The sequence below is a fragment of the Actinoplanes regularis genome (assembly GCF_900188005.1).
Taxonomy (GTDB): domain Bacteria; phylum Actinomycetota; class Actinomycetes; order Mycobacteriales; family Micromonosporaceae; genus Actinoplanes; species Actinoplanes regularis.
In genome coordinates, this window is record NZ_FZNR01000040.1 from 1 (window position 1) to 19,230 (window position 19,230).

Genomic DNA, 19,230 nt, shown 5'->3' on the forward strand with positions numbered 1-19,230 from the left:
ACCCGACAGGTCGGCACGCAACACCAGCGTGTTGACGAAGAAACCGACCAGATCGTCCAGCGCCGCGTCACCACGACCCGCCACCGACGTACCCAGCGGGATGTCGATGCCCGCGCCCATCCGCGACAACAGCACCGCCAGCGCCGCGTGCGCCACCATGAACACCGTCGAACCGCTCCGCTGCGCCAGCTCGACCAGCCGGGCATGCGTCTCGGCATCAACCTCCACGTCGACTGTGCCGCCACGCATCGAAGCCACCGCCGGGCGCGGCCGGTCGGTCGGCAGCACCAACTCCTGCGGGATGCCCGAGAGGGTCTCCCGCCAGTAGCCGAGCTGGCCGGCGATCAGGCTCGACTCGTCGTCGAGGTCGCCGAGGACCTCGCGCTGCCACAGGGCGTAATCGGCATACTGCACACCCAACGCGGTCCACGTCGGCGCCTGCCCCTGACGGCGGGCCGTATAAGCCGCCCGCAGATCCCGGGTCAGCACACCCATCGACCAACCGTCCAACGCGATGTGATGCGCCACGACCGCCAGCACGAACTCACCCGGCGCCACCGCCAGCAGACGCGCCCGCCACGGCAACTCGACCCCAAGATCGAAACCTTGTTCGAGGTACGCCGAAAGCTCCGCTGTCATGTCACTCTCGGCCACCTCGGTGACCAGTAGCGTCGGCCGTCCCTCGACACCATCCAGGATCCGCTGGCACGCCACCCCGTCCACCTCGGGATAGATGGTCCGCAGCACCTCATGGCGGTCCGCGACGTCACCGAGTGCTGCTTCCAGCGCGGCCACGTCCAGGTCACCGGAGATCCGCAGTACCATCGGCATGTTGTAGGCCACGCTCTGACCGGTGTCTTCGATCCGGTTCAGGAACCACATCCGCTGCTGGCCATAGGAGAGCGGCAACACCGACGGACGCTCCCGGGCCGTCAACGCCGTCCGGGTCGAAGCCTCGGCGTCCCCGATCTGTTCGGCGATCCCGGCCACCGTCGGAGCGGCGAACAGGCCCCGGACGCTGACCTCGCTCTCGAACACCGAACGGATCCGGGCGATGAGCCGCATCGCCGACAGCGAATCTCCACCGAGCTCGAAGAACGACACATCCGCCGGCACCGACTCCACACCGAGAATCTCCGCGAACAGAGCACACAAGATCTCCTCGGCGGCGGTCGCCGCGGCCCGGCCGGTGGTCGGCAGGTCCGGGGCCGGCAGGGCAGCCCGGTCCAGCTTCCCGTTGGCGTTCAGCGGCAGGGCGTCGAGCACGAGCAGCGTCGGCAGCATGTACTCCGGCAGCCGCTCGGCGGCGTACGCCCGCACCGTGGCCAGATCGATTAGATCCCCCGCCGCGACCAGATACCCGATCAGCTGGTTGTCACGGGCGATCACGGCGGCCTGCGCGACCTGCGGATACTGTTGCAGCACCGCCTGCACCTCGGCGGGTTCGATCCGGAACCCGCGAATCTTCACCTGCTCGTCCGAGCGACCGGCGAAGTGCAGCAAACCCCCGCCATCCCAGCGGGCCAGGTCACCACTGCGGTACAACCGCCCACCGACACCAGACGGATCCGCCACGAACCGATGAGCCGTCAGATCCGGACGATCGACATACCCCTGCGCCAAGCCGAGACCACCGATATACACCTCACCGACCACACCCACCGGTACCGGCTGCAAGAACTCGTCCAGCACCAGCACCCGGGCATTGCCGATCGGCCGGCCCATCGACGGACCCGCACCCGACACCGGCAGCATCACCGGCGCCGCAGTCGTGATCACCGTCGCCTCGGTCGGACCGTAGGTGTTCCACACCTGCGAACCCGCCGACCACCGCGACGCCAGACCCGCACTCAAAAACTCCGCACCCAGCACCCACCGGCGGATCCCCGCCACCTGCGCCGGATCCAACGCCGCCAGCAACGACGGCACCACACTGGCCACCCGGACATCCGCATCCCGCACCAACCGCGACAACGCACCCATATCCCGGCGCTGCTCGCCATCGGCGATCACCAGCGTGCCGCCAGCACCGAGCACTGTGACCACGTCCAGCACCGAGGCGTCGAAACTGAACGACGCGAACTGCAACGCGGCAGTTCCCGCCGAAACGTCGAGAACCGGGGCCATCACCTGCGCCAGACTCGCGACACCCGCATGCGCCACCGCGACACCCTTCGGCACCCCGGTCGAACCCGACGTATAGATCACATACGCCAGATCACGGCCGTCAAGAACGACTGCGGGAACCTCGGCACCCAATTCCCAAGCGGGGTCCCAAGCCGACAGCACCAACGACGTGCCCGCGGCCATCAACTCCCGCCGCGCCGCCGGAAGCTGCGGATCCAACGGCACGAACGCCGCACCGACCCGCCACACACCCAGCATCGCCGCGACCATCTCCACACCCCGCGGCAGACACAACCCCACCCGGTCACCACGACCCACACCAGCAGACCGCAGTCCGGAAGCGACCCCTTGTGACCATTCGTCCAACTGCCCATACGTCAACAACCGGCCACCACCGTCACGCACCGCAACCGCATCCGGGGTCTCCGCCACCCACCGCTGGATCAGCTCCGGAACCGACACGGCCGCCACCGGCACCGCCGTGCCACTCCATTCGAGTGGCACGGCGGTTTGCCCGGTGGGCCGGGGAACGGTTGACGACGGATCAGAACCGCGGAAGCTCTCCGATGGACCGCCCATGAGGCTTCCCCTCCTACGGGATTCACGTGGCGTCTGCTGGCGGAATGTGATGGTGCCGGCGGCCGGGGACGGCCGACGTCAGCCCGGGATCGGCGGCGGTGGGCCGCCCGGTCCGAAAGGGAACCCGCCCGGACCCGGGTGCCCGCCCGGACCCGGGTGCCCGCCCGGACCAGAGTGCCGGCCCGAACCCGGGCGCCCGCCCGGAAACGCTCCGTACCCCGCACCCACCGGCTCGGGAATCGGTTCGTCGTCCACAGGCTCGTCGTCCGCCGACTCCGAACGCGCGAACTGGGTGTGGTACAGCTCGGCGTAGAGCCCGCCCGACTCGATCAATTCGTCGTGCGTGCCCCGCTCCTGAACCCGGCCCTCGTCGATCACCAGGATCTGGTCGGCTTCCCTGACGGTGGAGAGCCGATGGGCGATCACCAGCGAGGTCCGTCCCGCCAGCGCGGTCTTCAACGCCTTCTGCAGAGCCACTTCGGACTCCGAGTCCAGGTGCGCGGTCGCCTCGTCCAGGACGACGATCATCGGCGCTTTCACCAGGAGACGGGCGATGGCGAGCCGTTGCTTCTCGCCACCGGAGAGGCGATAGCCGCGGTCACCCACCACCGTTTCGAACCCGTCGGGCAGGTCGGCGATCAGATCCCAGATCTGCGCCGCCCGGCACGCCTCGATCAGTTCCTCCTCGGTCGCGTCCGGCCGGGCATAGGTGAGGTTCGCGCGGATCGTGGAGTGGAACAGGTGCGCGTCCTGGGTCACGATCCCGATCGAGTCGCGCAGCGATTCGAGCGTCACATCCCGGATGTCGTGCCCGCCGACCTGGATCGACCCCTCGGTGACGTCGTAGAGACGCGGCACCAGGTGGGTGATCGTCGTCTTGCCGGCACCGGACGGTCCGACCAGGGCGGTCAGCTTTCCGGCCGGCGCCACGAAGCTGACATCCCGCAGCACCAGGGCGTTGGTCGTACGCCTCGGGGCTGCCACCGCGATCGACTCCAGCGACGCCAGAGAGACGTCGGCCGCGGACGGATAGCGGAACGCCACCTGGTTGAAGCGGATCTCCGGTGCCAGGCCGTCGGTGACTCGCGCGGCGGGCAGGGCGATCGCGCCCGGCTTGTCCGCAATCAGCGGTTTGAGGTCGAGCACCTCGAACAGGCGGTCGAAGCTGACGAGCGCCGTCAGCACGCTCGTCTGCGCGTCGGAGAGCTGGGTGATCGGCCCGAACAGCCGGGTGAGCAGCGTGGCCAGGGCCACGAGTGTGCCCACCTGCAGGGTGCCGGTGATGGCCAGTCCGCCGCCGATGCCGTACACCAGCGCGGTGGCGAGCGAGCCGATCAGGGTCATGGCGAGGAAGAGCGTCCGGCCGTACGTCGACGCGAGCACGCCGAGGTCCCGCAGCCGCGCCGCCTGTTTGGCGAACAGGCGGGTCTCGGCGGCCGGCTTGCCGTAGAGCTGGCTGAGCAGGGCCCCACTGACGTTGAACCGTTCGTTCATCACAGAGCCCATCTCCGCGTGCATCTGCATCTGTTCGCGCATGACGCGTTGCAGAGTCCGGCCGACGATCTTTCCGGGTACCACCAGCAGCGGAAGGATCAGCAGCGAGATGAGCGTGACCTGCCAGGACAGATAAAACATGGTGCCCAGCACCAGAACAACGGTCAGTCCGGAGGATCCCACCGAGGCGAGAACCGAACTCACGGCCTGCTGGGCACCGACCACGTCGGTGTTCAGACGGCTCACCAGGGAACCGGTCTGTGCCCTGGTGAAGAACGCCAGCGGCTGTCGCTGCACGTGGTCGAAGACCGTCGTCCGCAGGTCGTAGACGATCCCCTCGCTCACCCGGCCGGAATACCGCGCCTCGGCCATGCCGAAAACGACGCTCAGCAATGCCAGCCCGACCACGGAGAGGGAGATCCACAACACGACGGAGCCGTTACGGGCAACGATTCCGTCGTCGATCAGATACTTGAAGAGAATGGGTGTCAGAACCGTGATTCCGGCGTTCAGGGCTGTCACCAGTAGCAGAATCCCCATGACACGGAAGTGGGGACGCGCGTACGGCAGTGCTCGCTTGAGAGTGCCCGGTTTGATGTTCTGCCTGGTCACAGACGAGTCCGGGGCCATGCCGCGCATCATCGGGCCAGGGCCGAGGGTCATGAAACAGGAATCTCTTCAGCGTTCAGCGGCTTCGCCTCGGCAGTCGCCTCGTATTCCTTCATGTCGTCGATGAGGCTCTGCGGACGCATGTCCGTCCAATTCGCCTCGACGTAGTCGAGGCACTCCTTCTGCGATGCCTCACCGAATACCACCCGCCATCCGGCGGGGACGTCGGCGAAAGTCGGCCAGAGCGAGTGCTGGTTCTCGTGGTTGACCAGCACAAAGAAGGAGCCCTGCTCATCGTCAAATGGATTGCCCATGACTTCCCCCTCGTTTCATCAACATGAACGGCCACACGATAACCAGACGTACGACGAACCGGCAAGAAGACGGAATTGACTAACGTCCAACCGCAATTATCCGCACTTGGACGCCATTATTTTTTCGGGCATTTTCGGACCCACCGGCCGGCGCGCTCCGCTCCACGGCCTCGGCGTTGTTGTTTTATGCCCGGCTTGATCATGGTTTGCTGAATGCCGTGGACGGCGAAGGCATCGACGCGGTCGTGGAGATCGCGGGGGCGTGGGCGATGTCGGCACACCCGGCAATGCGGAAGGTGTCCAGGGTCAGGTTGCGCATTGCGGCCAGGTTGCGGGGAGTCGTCCCGGTCCTGACTGGGAATTGTCTTCGCCGAAGGTAACGTCTCGGGTCCAATACAGACAATTTTCCACTGCCCGGTGTCCTCTCGCATAGGCGTTGAGGTTCAGCGGAGTGGCCGGTCCGGCGTCGAGGCTGACGATGCCGCAGATGATCTGTTCGCTGTGCGCCCGCCTCGCGATCAAGTCGGGCGGCCCGGCCGCCGCAGTGCTGAAACGTCCGGGAAACCGGCGCTGGAGCATCATGGGGAAGCTTGTGACGATTGACTGAGGCTCGGGACATGAAGTGGAGGGTCCGGCGAGGATGCGAGTTCTGGTGGTGGAGGACGACGAGGAGATGGCGCAGATCGTCGCTGCCGGGTTGCGTCAGGCGCACATGGCGGTCGATGTGACATTCGACGGAGTCACCGCGCTGGAACGGGCGACCTGCAACGGCTATGACGTCATCGTCCTCGACCGCGATCTGCCGGGCATGCACGGCGACGACGTGTGCAACGCGCTGATGGCGGCGGGCTGCCGCAGCCGCATCCTCATGCTCACCGCGGCCGCCACCACCGAGGACCTGGTGGAGGGCCTGAACATGGGGGCCGACGACTACCTGCCGAAACCCTTCGACTTTCCCGCACTGGTGGCGCGCGTCGGCGCCCTCGCCCGCCGGGTCCAGCCGATGGTGCCTCCGGTGCTGCGCCAGGGTGACCTCGTGCTGGACACCGCCCGCCGCACCTGCACGCGGGGCGGCCAGCCGATCGATCTGCGCCCGAAGGAGTTCGGTGTACTGGAGATCCTCATGGCCGCCGAGGGCCGGGCCGTCTCCGCGGAGGAGTTACTGGAACGCGTGTGGGACGAGTCCGCCGACCCGTTCACCAATGCCGTGAAGATCGTGATGAGCCGGCTGCGGGCCAAGCTGGGTGATCCGCCGATCATCGAGACCATCGCCAGACGCGGTTACCGCATCCACGAGGATTGAGAAACCGACATGCCGCTCCGTCTCCGCCTGCCACGCCGTACCGTCCGCCTGCGGCTGGCCGTACTCTTCGGCCTGCTGTTCTTCGGCATCGGCGCCGCCCTGCTGATCACCACCTATTTCCTGGTGCGGTACTCGATCATGCACTTCGGCTCCGGCCCGCAGGACGGCGCGCAGATGGCCCCGGCCGGGCAGGCAGCACCGTCACCCCTGCTGCCGGAGGGGGGTGGCAACATGGGCCCCCAACAGTCGTCGATGGAATTCTCGATGCCGGCGACCGAGGCCGCCCTGGCGAGCCAGCGGGTCGTCGTGTTGCAGACGCTCTGGGTCAACTCCGCCATCGCGCTCGCCATCATGTCGGCTGCCTCGGTCGTTCTCGGCTGGCTGATGGCCGGGCGGGTGCTGCGCCCACTGCGGACCATCACCGCGGCCACCCGCCGGATCTCGGCCACCAGCCTCAACGAGCGGCTGTCCCTGCAGGGGCCCGACGACGAGCTGAAGGAGCTGGGTGACACCTTCGACGGCCTGCTGAGCCGGCTGCAGGTGTCGTTCGAGGCCCAGCGCCGCTTCGTGGCCAACGCCTCCCACGAGCTTCGCACCCCGCTGGCCCGGCAACGCGCCCTCGGGCAGGTCGCGCTCGCCGACCCGAACGCCTCGGAGGCCTCTCTTCGCATCGCTCACGAGCGCATCCTGGCCGCCGGCGCTCAGCAGGAACGACTCATCGAGGCGCTGCTCACTCTCGCCCGGGGCCAGGCCGGGATCGAGGTTCGTGAGCCGTTCGACCTGGGCGAACTCACCCGGGAAGCGGTGACCAGCCGCCAGGCCGAGGCAGAGCACCGGCTCATCGCCCTCCGCGCCGACATCACGCCGGCCCTGATGGCGGGACACCGCAACCTCACCGAACGTCTCATCACGAACCTGATCGACAACGCCATCCGGCACAACACCCCCCACGGCTGGCTCGAGGTCCGAGTCACCACCCTCGGCGCCCGCCCCGTGCTCACCGTCCGCAACACCGGACCCGTGGTCCCACCGGAGGCGATCGACCGGCTCCTGCAGCCCTTCCAGCGCCTGCAGACCGAGCGGACGACGAACACCAACGGGCTCGGGCTGGGTCTGTCCATCGTCCAGGCGATCGTCCAGGCACAGGACGGGACCGTGCACATCGCTCCCCTCCCGGGTGGCGGTCTCGCGGTCACCGTCACATTCCCCGAGCCGCCCGTGCACCTGCCGCGCGGCCCGGTGACGGTCGCGACGCGCGGACGCTGATCGGTGTCCAACCAGCCGATCTGGACGGCTGGACACCGATGTCCCGCGGTTCAGCCGCCCGTCGCGAAGAACTCGACGAGCAGTGAGTTCACCGCTTCGGGTCGCTCCAGGCTCCCATAGTGGCCGCAATCCGCCAGCTCACGATAGGTCGCACCGGGGATGCTGCCGGCCAGCTCGCGGCACAGGTGCGGGCGTACCACGAGGTCGTCGGCGAAGCCGATCACCAGACAGGGACAGTCGATCTTCGCGTTGCGCTCGCGCCGGTCCGCGATCAGCTGCACGGTCAGCTGCCGGCGGACGGACGCCGGGTCGACGGCCGAGAACTCGAGGATGTCGAGCCAGTCGCGCAGCAGGTTCGGGTCGTCGAGCGTACGCGGCGAGAGGTTCTGCAACGCGGTGACCACCGCTGCGTACCGCGGCGGCAGTTTGACCGCGCTGTCGACCAGGTCCAGCTCCGCCTCGACCACCCCGCGGATCAGCCCGTCGACTCGGGCGGCCGCCCCGATCAGCACCGCCTTCCTCACCAGCTCGGGCCGGGTGACCAGCAGTTCCTGCACGATGATGCCACCGAGCGAGAACCCGACGACCCGGCACGGCCCGGCGTCCAGGAACTCGATCAGGCCCGCCACGTCGGCCGCCATGTCCTCGATCGTGAACTGGCCGGTCCCGCAGTCCGTCGGAGCGATGCCCCGATTGTCCATCGTGACGACGCGGTAGCCGGCCGCCCGCAGTGCCGGGACCTGATGCGTCTTCCAGGTGCGGCCGGGCGCGCCGGTGCCGGTGACCAGGACGACGGTCTCACCCGACCCGTATTGGTCGTAACTCAAAGTGATGCCGTTGACCCGTGCGAGAGCCATGCCTGTGTCCTTCTCCTGTGAACGGGCGTCCCGCGCTGGACAGTAGGTTCCGCTTCCATCAGGGTCAATCGGTCGTCCAACTGCGGCCGGACCCGGATCACGGCGCACCGCGCCGGCGTGCAGCACCACGCCGATGTCCAACTGTGCCGGCCCGGCGAGGCTGTGCCCCGGTGGATCCGGCTGGTTAGCCTGCCCGGACAGACCGCGGCGAGCGACCGTGCCCGCGACGGCCCGGACCGGCCTACTGCCGGCTCGGCGCCCGGAGCCCGGCCCGTCCCTGAGGAGATCTCCGTGAGTACAACCCAGACCGCCGAGCGCCGGTACGCCGACTTCTACCGCCACCAGGCGAAGAGCCCCACCCTGCGGGGCATCTACCAGGATGTGTACGGCGACGACTACCCGGCCGAGTTGGAGCCGTTCGGCTTCGTCACCCGCACCGACCTGGACCGCATAGCTGGACTGCTCGACCCTCCGCGGGGCGGCCTGCTGGTGGACATCGGATGCGGCCGTGGCGGTCCCGGCGTCGCGGTGGCGCAGGCCCGTGGCGCACGTCTCCTCGGTCTCGACGTGGTGGCGGCCGCCGTCGAGGGCGCCGCCACGCTCGCCACGCGGCTCGGCCTGCCCGACGCCGAGTTCCGCAAGGGCAGTTTCACCGAGACCGGTCTGCCGGACAGTGTCGCCGAAGCGGTGCTCAGCATCGACGCCCTGTGGATGGTGTGGAACAAGCCGGCCGCGCTGGCCGAGGTGGCCAGGATCCTGCGTCCCGGTGCCCGGCTCGTCCTGACCACGTGGGAGCCGGCCTACCTCGACCACAGCCGGATGCTCACCCGTGCCGGTCTGGTGGTGGATTCCCGGGAGGAGACGCCACACTGGAAGGAACGGCAACTCGCGGTCTACGCGGCGGTCCTCGCCGAGACCGAGGCGCTGAGCCGGGAGCTCGGCCCCGGAGCCGAAGTGATCTTCGAGGAGGCCCGGGACACACCGCCCGTCCTCGCCGAGACCCCGCGGATTCTGCTGGCCGCCCACCGCCCGGGCTGATCACACGTTCGTCTTCGACGGCTGCACTACGACCCCGCCACCGTCCGCCGCTGGATCGCCCGCCACCAACAGGAAGGACTGACCGGGCTACCCGACCGACCTCGCTCGGGCGGGCCCCGCAAGGCAGCCCCCGGCTCGGCGAACCCATCCACCGGCTGCTCATGACCCCCCGACAGCCTGGACCACCGCCCGCCTCTGGCGAGCCCTGGGCCGACCCGCCTTGAGCCTGACCACACTGCGCCGCCGCATCCGCGAACAGGCCCGCTGGTGCAGGCCCCGCCTGATCTCCAAAAGCGACCCCGGCCACGACCAGACCTGCGCAAACATCCGCGACCGGATCGCCGCACTCCCCGCCGGATCCATCGTCCTCGCCGAGGACGAAACCCACCTCGACCTACTGCCCCGCATCCGTGCCTGCTGGATGCCCGCCTGCCTCCGGCACCGAATCCTGACCCCGGGCACGAATCTGCGCCGCACCCTGCACGGCGATCAACCTGGCCACCGGCGCCTCAGAGCCGTTGCGTAGTCGGGTAGCAGAGCTCTGACCCAGGAGATTTGTTGGGCTACCGGCCTTTATGGAGGCGGAAGAAGCGGATGAGGTCGCATCGGTGATCATGGAGTTGCGACGCTTCACGACACCGAGCAAGACTCCACCCGCCGATGCATCAGCTCTCATCCCCGTACTCGCTGTAACAGCACCCACCTCCTTCAACCCAGCTGTGCCGGTCACCGATGGTAAACACCGCGGTCTGTTGCCACGCCCTCACCGCAGTTCCCGACCCGCGCGACCCCCGCGGCGTGCGCTATCCGCTGTCCGCGGGGGCCGATGACCCTATCTCCCATTCCGGACAGGACCTTCTCGGTCACTTCTGGGCGATGGGTGACCTTCTTGCCGGACGCCTTGAGCGTGTAGGCGGCGGTGCGGTGCGTCCACGGATTAGTGGCGTACACCCGAATGCCCCTGCTGACGCTCTTGGTCTTGATCATTTTCACGCCGAGGTCGGCGTTGTCCTCCGTGACGTCGGCCCGCGTCACCTTCCGCAGCAGCGACACCGTAACCCTCTTCCCGTGGGCGGCCTGCAGCGTGTCGGTGGCAGCATCGCCGGCGACCTGTTTGACCGCGTTCGCCATGTTCAGGTAGGCCAGCCCGACGCGCAGCGTGTCGGCACGATCGTTGCGCGCGCCGAGATCGCCGCTGAGGCCGAGGGCGGTGCTCCGGCCCGGATCGGCGCCGAGCAGACCCGCGTGGCACGTCGACGCCTGGACCAGGAGAAGACCACCACCGATCGACGGTTGCAGCCGCACGAGAACACGGCAGCCCGGCTCGTGCGCGCCGCGATGCAGGCCAGCGCCGCCGTCGCTGAAGCCGCAGCGAGCTGGACGCCGTCGAGCGAGAGCTGTCCCGTTTCAGCGACGCTACCGTGCAGCAGATGCGGCAGACCGGAACGCGGTTCCGGCTGCCGGAGATTCACCGCCCCGCCGGCGAACAGTTCATCGACACCTGGTACCGCAAAGAAGACCGGCAATCAGCTGGAGCACCGGCGCAACGTCTCACTCACGAAGTGGATCCCCGACGACACCCCGCACGACCTGGGCTCCCTGCGCCCATTCGCGACTTCCACCGCGGCCGACACCACCCCGCAGACGTGGAAGCGCGGCCGCGGACGCTGACGAGCCGGGTACGGCGAGGACGACGCCTGGTCGCCCTCGCCACAGCTGGCCGTACTATCTGCTCCAGTCCTCGACGATCGCAACCAGGTGCTTTCCCGCCCAGATGGCATGTTCCCGGATCCGGTCCACCAGCTCCGGGGTCACCGCGGCATCTTCGAGCCATTCGACTTCGCGTAGCAGGGCGGCGATCTCGAACAATGGGCCCGACCCATAATCGGCTACCTGGCGATGCCAGTCGCGATAGCTGGACATGAGATTGAAGACCGAACTGATGAACAGGCGCGGCTGATCGAACAGGTCTGGCAAGTCGCGGACGAATGCCAGCACCGACGAGTCAACGTCCAAGATCTTGTCGTCGGCGTCTTCCGGGGCGTAGGCGCGCAGCCGGGCGGCCACGTCGGCGGGGTCGATATTTTGGCCGAGGCAGAGCATCCACGCGACGGTGAGGCCTTCGTCAGCGATCGGCAGCAACGGCCGGCGCAGCTCGTTCTCGCGTGCCGAACGGACCAGCAGCGGTGCCATGCGCTGCACGCACGCTACGGACAAAATCCGGTGCGCATCAGCGTGTAACTGGGTGGCGCGTTCCGTGACGGCATCGTGCAAGTCAAGGTCGAGCATGGTCACGGCCAAACGATACCGGGCGCATAGATCGCCGCCCTCGACTTCCGTTTCGATGCTGACGTTGGCAGGATCTGCGCCCCTGGTTCGCTGCCGACCAGGAGCTTGCAGTTCTCCTTGTCCGCACCGCAGAACGGGTTCGACGCGTAGATCACGATCGGGCTGACCGGGCTTCCGGCCGCGTTCTTCTTGGCCTCGGTGATGACCAGAGGCTCGGCATGCACAGCGTTGCCCACGTTGATGACGTAAGCGAGCCCCGCCCCTGCGGCTACCTGCTTCGGCTCCAGGTTGGGGCGGCCGCCGAAGTAGGAGAACACCAGCCCATCAGCGATGTTGCAGACGGTCAGCACGGCGACGGTCTGGTCTTGGGTCGCATACTCCGGCCGGGAGTACGCGGCGACGACTTTCTGCGCAGCCGCCTCGGCTTTGGCAAGTTCGGCCTGCCGGTTGACCTTGTCGCATTTGCTGGCGCTGCCCGGTGCCGATCTCGTTGTCCAGCAGGATTCTGAGCCCACCAAGACCGGCACCGGCGCGAGCGGTAAGAACATCGTTTCCTAACCTCAGGCCGAGCTCGGCGTTGCGCCGACAAGATCACGCAGAAGCCGTCCGAATGCACGTGGTTCGGGCGGCTTCTGCGTGCGCTGCGGCGCGGGCCGCCACCTCGATGTCGAGGGCATCAGCGCCTCGACCGGGCTGTCGTGGTGTCCGGGGTTCATCAGTTCGCCTTTTCGTTCCGGCCTGCGGCCATCGCGTCGCGGTAGACCTGCTCGGCCCGGTCGAATTCGCCGGGTTCCAGAGTGATCGGAGTGCCCGCCGGTGGGCCGAGTCTGCGCAGTCCTGCGGGCAGGCGGTCGGTGCGCCGTTCGAGCAGTCGCCGGCCGGTCTCGCTCAGCCAGTAGGCGCCGTCGCCGAAATCGGCCAGCCCGGCGGCGACCAGGTTGCCCATCGCGCGGGTGAACTCGAATTCCTCGAAGACGGCTCGTTCGATGAAGTCACCGATGCCGATCAGATCGGCCAGTTGCGCACGATTGTCATTGTGGGTGCCTTTCAGGGTTCGCAGAACCCAGACATCGACGCCTGTCCACTCGCTCATGAGGATCGCCTCCTATTTATCGTCAACACGACGATAATGACATGCGGGCTTTGGGTTTGCTGTGGGTGGCGGGTGTGATGCCCAACTCATGCCACCGATCCGCATGTCGTGCCGATCCCGGCCGCCGCTGTCATCCGCGCAGCATCGAACCGACCGGGATGTCGGCGAGGCTGTCGCATAGGCGGGCGCGACAGAGCTGATGGACAGCACCGCGCCGGCACAGCACGCCGATCCGGTGCGCCTCGGCCAGGAACGCGGGCAGGTTCCGGCACTGCGTCAGCGAGACCATCGGCTGTCGTCATAGATCTCGATTGTTGTCGCGGGTCGGGAGGTGGGTGTGTCAGTTGCCGGGGGTGGTGTTGCCGAGCCAGACGATCCGGTCGTCGAAGCCGCCGCGCTGCTCCCGCTTCCGCTCGGCCATGGCCAGCAGATCCGAGCGGCTGACCCCCTGCACAGCGGCCGCCGCGAAACACACCTCGTCCATCAGAGCGGCGGCGTTCAGAGCGGCGGCAAACGACACCCAGGCTGACCAGCCACGACGGGCCGGCGCCGGTCAGCAGCGCCGGCCCGTCGTACGCTCAGCGTGCCGAGCCGAGGCGTGCCACGGAGGATCGATCGGGCCGGCCGGGCCTGGCGTCCCCAGAACTGTTGAGCGTCGGGGCGGGCACGGGAAGTGCGTGCCGTGCCCGCTCCGAACGGTCAGTCATTCTGTTCGACCGACAACATCCAGTCGTCCATCGTGGCGGTCAGCACGTTGTTGGCGTCCAGGTCCACGATGCGCCAGCGCACCCCGATGGTGTAGTTGCCCGGGCCCAGGCGTCGGCACGCCTGCAGCGCGTTGGACTCGCCCACGCCGGTAGTGAAAGTCGGGTCGTTCAGCGGCGCCATCACCTGGGTGACACCGCCCCCGGTGATGATGATCTGCAGCTGGACGTTGTCGGCGGGCACGGTCACCGGCACCGGCTGCCCGGCGAGCGCGACCTCGCCGCTGAACCGGACGACGAACTGATCGTTGGCGGCGGCCGGGACCGTCACCGGAACGCCGGATGAGGCGAGCGGCACGAACGACCCGGTCTCGCCGATCGTGGTCGGCGTGTCGCTCATCCGGGCCAGCGAGAGCTGCTGGGGACCGCCGAGGCAGGCCGTCGGCCCAACCTCCGGCGGGATCTGGTCGTCCTCGTCGGCCGCGGAGGCGGGCGCCGAGAACGCGACGGCGAGCAGCGTGGCGGCGATGGCGGGGGCGAGCCACCGCGTACGCCTGGTCGGGATCTGCATTGCATTCTCCGTTCGATCGGTGCTGTCCTGCCGCACCATGGCATCGACGCGTCCGGGCTGCCTCACGGTGGCGTCAGGGCGGGTGGTCTGCCGGGTAGCCGACACCGCACCCTGACGTCACCGTGACGCCGGTCCGGAGCATCGGAACCGGCCGACGCCGTCCGCGCGGCGGCCGAGAGGAGAACGGCATGTCGCAGACACCACTCATCGGATGCCGGACGGCGATCGTCGCGCTGGTCGCAGGCCTGGCGGCGGGCGCACTGGCGATCCCGGTGGCCGAGACGGCGGCCGGCACGGCACAGGCAGCCCACGCGACCGCCTTTGGCACGCGGGTGGCACACATCGGCCCGTCCAACGCCGAGCCGGTCAAAGCCGTCGCGGTGAAGTGCCCGGAGGGAACGTGGCCGTACGCCGCCGGCGGAGCCGTCAACTACGAACAGGCGGGTAACGGCGGGGCCGCTTTGACGGCGATTGTGCCGAGCGTCGAGGCGGGCGCGGTTCTGGTGACCGCTACGGCTCCGCAGGGGCTGACCGCCAACTGGTCCCTCGTCGCGTTCGCGGTCTGTTCGAGCAACATGCAACCGGTGCTGGTGGTCGGCAAAGGCATCGGGACGGCCCGAGCCGCTTGCCCCAGCGACCAGGGGCTCGTCGGCGTCGGGTTCCACGTCGCCGGGGATCCCGCGATCAGTCACCTCGCCGGCGTCGACATCAACCCTCACGTGACCGCCGTGGAGGTGACCGCGAGCGGGCCGGGCGGCGTGGAGGCCGAAGTCACGGCCCTCGCCGTCTGCCGGCTGGGGGTGGTGTCGAGCCAACTCGAGCACGCGAGCAACGACGGCGCCGGATGGCCCAAGTTCGTCAGCCGTCAGGACGACAATGAGGACCTGAGGCCGTGGGCGACGGGCGCGAAGGTGACCGGTCCCGCCGAGGCCACCCTGGACGCGATCGTGCCGGCCGGTGAGGGCGGCGTCAGCTGGGCGCGCGGCACGCTGTTCGGCGGTTACGCTCCGCCGGCGGCCTTCGCCTCCGAAGACGAAGATGACAACGACGGTGACGGGTCGTTGACGCTGGAGACCGGCCTCATCGGTACGTTTCATTGAGCGCCCGCCCCGGGGCGGGTGGCGCGAGCAGGCTGCGGTCCGGCGGCCGTACGTCGATCTCGCGCATCGCCCGGCTGTAGCGGTCGAAGGCCCGGCGCGCCTCGCCGTGCCGGCCGGCATGGACGAGACGGCGCACCAGGCTCCGGTGGGCCGGCTCGTCGTACGGGTCGCGTTCCAGCAGCCGCAGCAGGTATCCGGTGGCGGCGTCGATCGACGAGGCGGCGTCGCAGACCTGGGCCAGCATGCGGAGCATGCTCAGATAGGCGCTCCGGGTCTGTTCCCGCAGCGGGCCCGACCAGCTCGCGTACGGTTCGTCGTCGAAGGCGTCGGCGGCGTGGTGCCGGTCGATCGTGACCAGCAGCTCGCGGGCTTCCGTCCGGTCGCCGGCGTCCAGCAGCCGGGCGGCCCGTGCCACATAGGACAGGAAATCCTCGACGTCGACCCGCACCCGGGTCACGTCCAGGGCGATACTCGCCTGGTCGGCAACCAGATAGTGGTCGGCAGCCCGGGCCTTGGCCGGGTCGAGCACACCGCGGACGATGGACAGCAGCACCGACAGCCGGTGTCCGGTCTTGGCCGGGTCGTCGTCGGGCCAGAGCAGTTCGTACAGTTCCTCGCGGGGGACCGGCCGGCCGCGCCGCGCGACGAGGACGCGCAGCAGGTCGCGGGCCTTGCGTGACTGCCACCGTGACGGGGGCACCGGCTCGCCACCCACCTGCACCTCGAACCGACCGAGGGCCTGGACGCTGACCTCGGCCGCCGCGCTGTCCGCGGCCGGGCCGAGCGGCCGGTCGGCGAACAGCGGCTCGGCCGCGACGGCACCGGCGGACTCCATCCGCTCTGCCGCCAGCAGCCCGCGGATCCGGTCGTCCGGCCCTGCCCCCGGCAGCCGGCTGATCGCGACGGTGATCCGGGCCGCTTCCACGGTCGCCCCGGCCTCGGCCCAGATGGCGTGGCACTCGCGCAGCGCGGTGCGGGCGCGACCGGTCTCCTCGGCGGGCCCGCCCGCGTGGACGGCGCCGCGCAGCTCGAGGGCATCGGCGAGGCCGAGTCGATCACCCTGCGCCCGGGCGCTCTCGCAGGCCCGGGTGGCCAGTTCGCCGGCCGCCGCCCGGTCGCCGCGGCGCAGGGCCAGCCAGCCCCGCGCGAGCAACGCCGGGGTGTCGCCCGATCCGGCCACGGCGGCGTGCGCGGCGGCGGTGTCGGGATCGTCGGCCATCAGCACCAGCGCCAGGCCGGCTTCGGCGGGCCCGCGCACGTGCCCGTCCCCGGTTTCGGTCGAGATCCGCACCGCCCGCTCGTACGCGGCGCGAGCCTGTTCCCGCCATCCCCGGCGCCGGTAGACCTCGCCCAGCCCGAGCTGTGCGCCCGCCACCCGCCTCGACCCGGCCCGCTGGTAACCCGCGATCGCCCGTTCGTACTGCCGGACGGCCTCGTCGAAGCGGCCGAGCATGGCCAGCGCGTCCGCCTCGTTGCAGGTGGCGATGTCGCGCAGCTCGGGCTGGCGTGCCGCCGCGGCATACCGCGCGCAGGTGCGGGCGGCGGCCAGGGCGTCGGTGAACCGCGCGGCTTGCAGAAGATGGTAGGTGCGGTTGTTCATGATCCGGGTGAGCAGGACCATGTCGCCGATGCGTTCCGCGACCGGCTGGGCGAGGCGGTAGTGCTCGTCGCTGCCCGCGTCGTCACCGAGCGCGCCCAGACACAGCGCCACGCTCACCTGCGCGGTGGCGAGGGCGGCGGTGAGCGCGAAGTCCGCGCCGGTCGGGTCGAGGCCGGCGGTCTCCGCGGGAATGTCGGCGCGCGCCACCGACACCGCTTCGCGGGCGTGGCGCAGGGCGGTCTCCGGGTCGCCGGCCAGTAGGTGACCGGTGGCGGTCCATGCGCACACTTGCGCGGCGTCGGCCGGTGGGTGGGGTCCCGGCCCGGCCCCCGCGAGGGCCGCCAGCGTGGCCCGCGCGTCGCCGCGGTGGTAGTGGAGCCGGCCCATCCGCCAGGCAAGCGCGGCGCTGCCGGCCGGTAGACCCGGCGCGGCGGCCGCGTACGCCCGCATGGCGGCCTCCAGGTCCCCGCCCGCGCGCCGCGCGTCGCCCAGGAAGAGCCACAGCCGGGGCGTACGCAGCGCGGCCGGCAGCTCGGAGATCAGCCGCCCGACGGCCTCCGCGTGCCCGGCCGCCAGCATCGCCTCGCCGTGCCGCTCGATGACCTCGGCGCAGGACTCGTGCTGCCCGCAGCGTTGGTGGGCCATCGCCGCGGACACCGCCGGACCGTGCTCGTCGAACCAGGCCGCGGCCCGGGCCACAACGGTGGCCGGTACGGCGGTGCGGGCGCCGGTTCTCCGGGACCGGAGGACGACTTCGGCCACCACCGGCACGATTCGCGGGGACGGCGGCGGCCCGCCCGGCACCGGTGGCGGTGACCCGGCGGTGGTCAGCAGACCGCAGCGGGCCAGCAGGCGGGCGGTCTCCGCCGCACCCGGATGCCACAGCGCCCGGCACAGGTCGGGATCGATCGGCGCCAGATCCCCGACCTGCTCGAGCAGCCGGAACGCGGGCTCGGGCAGGGTCGGCAGCACCTCCTCGGCCAGGTAGCCCGCGATCAGCCCGCCGGGTGCGGCGAGCATGGGCAGCAGGTCCCCGTGCGGCACGCCGCCGGTCCGCAGCATCTCGGCGGCGAGGTGGACCAGCGCGGGCCAGCCGGCGGTCGCTTGGTGGACCCGCTCCGGCAGGTCGCAGGCGCCGGCGTCGTACCCGCCGGCGGTCCAGTCGGTCACGTCGTACTCGTCGGCCAGCAGGTCGGCGACCCGGTCGACCGGCAGGGACAGCTCGGCGGGGCCGACGACGGCCTGCGTCATGTCCGGCAGCGCGGTCGTCGCGGCGCCGAGCGGCCATCGGGAGGCGAGCGCGACGTCGACGGAACCCTCCGTACCCGTCAGGCGGGCCAACGCCTCGGTCAGCGCGCGCGCCGTGCCCACCGGCAGGCGTGGCAGGTCGTCGAAGACGATCTGGCGGACGCCGGCCCGCGCTTCCTCGAGCACCGCGCCCGCGAGAGCGTCGGCGGGATCGCCGGTGCCGCCGGGCAGCCCACGGTGCCAGCGTGCCCCGGCCGCCGGATACCACGCCCGCAGCGCGGTGGTCTTGCCGTATCCGGCCGCCGCGCTGACTACTCGGAGGGTGTGCCGGGACGGCGCCCACGTCTTTCCCGCTGACGGATTCACCGCGCCCCCTCGCCGGTCAGCGTCGCCGCCGCGGGCCGCGGCCGCAACTCATTGTCGTCAATGTGCCAGCCCGACCGCCCTGAGGCGACCTGGACCCGGCCGTGACAGCGATCCGGATGGTCGATGGAAACGGCGCCGCCGACCGGGGACGCCGCGACGAGAAGGAGAAGCGATGAAGAACCGACTCACCCGTACGGCCGGACGCGCGCTGCTGGCTCTCGGCCTGACCGGCGCGGGCCTGGCCGGCGTGCTTGCCGGAGCGGGACCCGCGGCGGCCGCCACCAGCTGCGACTTCGAAATGGTCTCGCTGGAGGCCCGCAACCTGCAGACCGACAACGGCAGCCAGAAGGACTACGTCTGGCTGAAGGTGGAGGACCGCTGGTTCCCCGCCGGCGGCGACGGCGTGATGTACCTGCTGGGACAGACCCACACCGCTGCCGCGTTCGGCAATCCGATCGCGGGCTTCGGCTCGGTGGGGCTGGAGGTGCGGTTGGTGCTGGACAAGTTTCCGGGCAACGTCACCGTCGAGCGGGAGACCATCGCCTGCGACGCCGTCACCAACGCCACCCGGACGTTCAGCAACGGCGACGCCGTGTACGAGCTGAAGTACAACATCACCGACTGAGGCCGGCCGGTCCCCGCCAGGCCACCGGCGGGGACCGCCGCCAAGGT

General features: G+C 69.8%; 19 protein-coding genes and 1 pseudogene. 8 read left to right on the plus strand and 12 right to left on the minus strand.

What is annotated here, in order from left to right; translation table 11 throughout:
* The 3 genes from CHC09_RS43575 to CHC09_RS43585 all read right to left on the minus strand — a co-directional run.
* Nucleotides 1–2,631 (minus strand): AMP-binding protein (locus CHC09_RS43575; protein ID WP_179277548.1); only part of this gene is annotated, 2,631 nt, incomplete at its 3' end.
* A 153-nt stretch (nucleotides 2,632–2,784) separates the two neighbouring features.
* Nucleotides 2,785–4,863, minus strand: coding sequence for an ABC transporter ATP-binding protein (locus CHC09_RS43580; RefSeq protein WP_089299150.1), 2,079 nt, complete (start codon nucleotides 4,861–4,863; stop codon nucleotides 2,785–2,787).
* Nucleotides 4,860–5,123, minus strand: coding sequence for an MbtH family protein (locus tag CHC09_RS43585; protein WP_089299151.1), 264 nt, complete (start codon nucleotides 5,121–5,123; stop codon nucleotides 4,860–4,862). Before CHC09_RS43585 ends, CHC09_RS43580 begins: the two co-directional genes overlap by 4 nt.
* 478 nt (nucleotides 5,124–5,601) lie before the next feature.
* On the opposite strand from CHC09_RS43585, the gene CHC09_RS48655 reads away from it, so the two are divergent.
* Genes CHC09_RS48655 through CHC09_RS43595 form a run of 3 tightly spaced genes read left to right on the plus strand, consistent with a single transcriptional unit; the run spans nucleotide 5,602 to nucleotide 7,692 of the window.
* Entirely contained in the window at nucleotides 5,602–5,730 is a 129-nt protein-coding gene (locus tag CHC09_RS48655) for a hypothetical protein (RefSeq protein ID WP_275407991.1), read from the plus strand.
* 33 nt (nucleotides 5,731–5,763) lie between these two features.
* Nucleotides 5,764–6,426, plus strand: coding sequence for a response regulator transcription factor (locus CHC09_RS43590; protein ID WP_089299152.1), 663 nt, complete (start codon nucleotides 5,764–5,766; stop codon nucleotides 6,424–6,426).
* A gap of 9 nt (nucleotides 6,427–6,435) precedes the next feature.
* Entirely contained in the window at nucleotides 6,436–7,692 is a 1,257-nt protein-coding gene (locus CHC09_RS43595) for a sensor histidine kinase (RefSeq protein ID WP_089299153.1), read from the plus strand.
* Nucleotides 7,693–7,742: 50 nt separating this feature from the next.
* Here the strand turns inward: CHC09_RS43595 and CHC09_RS43600 are convergent, their stop codons facing one another.
* Entirely contained in the window at nucleotides 7,743–8,549 is an 807-nt protein-coding gene (locus CHC09_RS43600; protein WP_089299154.1) for an alpha/beta fold hydrolase, read from the minus strand.
* A 291-nt stretch (nucleotides 8,550–8,840) separates the two neighbouring features.
* Here CHC09_RS43600 and CHC09_RS43605 point away from each other — a divergent pair, with 291 nt between their 5' ends.
* Together CHC09_RS43605 and CHC09_RS48790 are read left to right on the plus strand one after the other, a co-directional pair.
* Nucleotides 8,841–9,587 carry a class I SAM-dependent methyltransferase gene (locus CHC09_RS43605; RefSeq protein ID WP_179277549.1) on the plus strand — a complete coding sequence of 249 codons (747 nt, stop codon included), beginning with the start codon at nucleotides 8,841–8,843 and terminating at the stop codon, nucleotides 9,585–9,587.
* Nucleotides 9,588–9,608: 21 nt separating this feature from the next.
* A pseudogene (locus CHC09_RS48790) lies at nucleotides 9,609–10,096 on the plus strand (helix-turn-helix domain-containing protein); the annotation flags it as partial.
* Nucleotides 10,097–10,313: 217 nt separating this feature from the next.
* On the opposite strand, the gene CHC09_RS45980 reads toward CHC09_RS48790, so the two are convergent.
* Nucleotides 10,314–10,640 (minus strand): hypothetical protein, encoded by a 327-nt coding sequence (locus CHC09_RS45980; protein WP_143232928.1) that lies wholly within the window; start codon nucleotides 10,638–10,640, stop codon nucleotides 10,314–10,316.
* Between the two features lie 15 nt (nucleotides 10,641–10,655).
* Here CHC09_RS45980 and CHC09_RS45985 point away from each other — a divergent pair, with 15 nt between their 5' ends.
* On the plus strand, nucleotides 10,656–11,258 hold the full coding sequence (locus CHC09_RS45985; RefSeq protein WP_143232929.1) for a hypothetical protein: 603 nt from the start codon (nucleotides 10,656–10,658) through the stop codon (nucleotides 11,256–11,258).
* 54 nt (nucleotides 11,259–11,312) lie between these two features.
* On the opposite strand, the gene CHC09_RS43620 is transcribed toward CHC09_RS45985, so the two are convergent.
* From CHC09_RS43620 to CHC09_RS43640, 6 genes are all read right to left on the minus strand, one after another.
* Entirely contained in the window at nucleotides 11,313–11,882 is a 570-nt protein-coding gene (locus tag CHC09_RS43620) for a hypothetical protein (RefSeq protein WP_143232930.1), read from the minus strand.
* The gene (locus CHC09_RS43625; protein ID WP_089299158.1) at nucleotides 11,879–12,424 is read right to left on the minus strand and encodes a hypothetical protein; all 546 of its coding nucleotides are present in this window, start codon (nucleotides 12,422–12,424) and stop codon (nucleotides 11,879–11,881) included. The genes CHC09_RS43620 and CHC09_RS43625 overlap by 4 nt, the downstream gene beginning before the upstream one ends.
* Before the next feature lie 167 nt (nucleotides 12,425–12,591).
* Entirely contained in the window at nucleotides 12,592–12,969 is a 378-nt protein-coding gene (locus tag CHC09_RS43630) for a hypothetical protein (RefSeq protein WP_089299159.1), read from the minus strand.
* Nucleotides 12,970–13,099: 130 nt separating this feature from the next.
* A complete protein-coding gene (locus CHC09_RS47005; protein ID WP_179277550.1) occupies nucleotides 13,100–13,258 on the minus strand; it encodes a hypothetical protein in 159 nt (52 codons plus the stop codon).
* A gap of 51 nt (nucleotides 13,259–13,309) precedes the next feature.
* Nucleotides 13,310–13,489: a nucleoside triphosphate pyrophosphohydrolase family protein gene (locus CHC09_RS43635; RefSeq protein WP_089299160.1), complete on the minus strand. Its 180-nt coding sequence runs from the start codon at nucleotides 13,487–13,489 to the stop codon at nucleotides 13,310–13,312.
* A 179-nt stretch (nucleotides 13,490–13,668) separates the two neighbouring features.
* Nucleotides 13,669–14,244 carry a hypothetical protein gene (locus tag CHC09_RS43640; RefSeq protein ID WP_089299161.1) on the minus strand — a complete coding sequence of 192 codons (576 nt, stop codon included), beginning with the start codon at nucleotides 14,242–14,244 and terminating at the stop codon, nucleotides 13,669–13,671.
* 272 nt (nucleotides 14,245–14,516) lie between these two features.
* Here CHC09_RS43640 and CHC09_RS43645 point away from each other — a divergent pair, with 272 nt between their 5' ends.
* Entirely contained in the window at nucleotides 14,517–15,344 is an 828-nt protein-coding gene (locus tag CHC09_RS43645) for a hypothetical protein (RefSeq protein ID WP_179277551.1), read from the plus strand.
* Here the strand turns inward: CHC09_RS43645 and CHC09_RS43650 are convergent.
* Nucleotides 15,325–18,558, minus strand: a complete 3,234-nt coding sequence (locus tag CHC09_RS43650) for a BTAD domain-containing putative transcriptional regulator (protein ID WP_089299163.1) — start codon at nucleotides 18,556–18,558, stop codon at nucleotides 15,325–15,327. The genes CHC09_RS43645 and CHC09_RS43650 overlap by 20 nt on opposite strands.
* A gap of 172 nt (nucleotides 18,559–18,730) precedes the next feature.
* Here CHC09_RS43650 and CHC09_RS43655 point away from each other — a divergent pair, with 172 nt between their 5' ends.
* Nucleotides 18,731–19,183, plus strand: coding sequence for a hypothetical protein (locus CHC09_RS43655; RefSeq protein WP_089299164.1), 453 nt, complete (start codon nucleotides 18,731–18,733; stop codon nucleotides 19,181–19,183).
* Nucleotides 19,184–19,230 lie beyond the last annotated feature (47 nt).

Bases quoted from the DNA above. Each gene is read 5' to 3' on its own strand.
- CHC09_RS43600 (WP_089299154.1), bottom strand. From the start codon at position 8,549: ATGGCTCTCGCACGGGTCAACGGCATCACTTTGAGTTACGACCAATAC.
- CHC09_RS43595 (WP_089299153.1), top strand. From the start codon at position 6,436: ATGCCGCTCCGTCTCCGCCTGCCACGCCGTACCGTCCGCCTGCGGCTG.
- CHC09_RS43655 (WP_089299164.1), top strand. From the start codon at position 18,731: ATGAAGAACCGACTCACCCGTACGGCCGGACGCGCGCTGCTGGCTCTC.
- CHC09_RS43625 (WP_089299158.1), bottom strand. From the start codon at position 12,424: ATGTTCTTACCGCTCGCGCCGGTGCCGGTCTTGGTGGGCTCAGAATCC.
- CHC09_RS47005 (WP_179277550.1), bottom strand. From the start codon at position 13,258: ATGGTCTCGCTGACGCAGTGCCGGAACCTGCCCGCGTTCCTGGCCGAG.
- CHC09_RS43580 (WP_089299150.1), bottom strand. From the start codon at position 4,863: ATGACCCTCGGCCCTGGCCCGATGATGCGCGGCATGGCCCCGGACTCG.
- CHC09_RS48655 (WP_275407991.1), top strand. From the start codon at position 5,602: ATGCCGCAGATGATCTGTTCGCTGTGCGCCCGCCTCGCGATCAAGTCG.
- CHC09_RS43630 (WP_089299159.1), bottom strand. From the start codon at position 12,969: ATGAGCGAGTGGACAGGCGTCGATGTCTGGGTTCTGCGAACCCTGAAA.
- CHC09_RS43640 (WP_089299161.1), bottom strand. From the start codon at position 14,244: ATGCAGATCCCGACCAGGCGTACGCGGTGGCTCGCCCCCGCCATCGCC.
- CHC09_RS43590 (WP_089299152.1), top strand. From the start codon at position 5,764: ATGCGAGTTCTGGTGGTGGAGGACGACGAGGAGATGGCGCAGATCGTC.
- CHC09_RS43585 (WP_089299151.1), bottom strand. From the start codon at position 5,123: ATGGGCAATCCATTTGACGATGAGCAGGGCTCCTTCTTTGTGCTGGTC.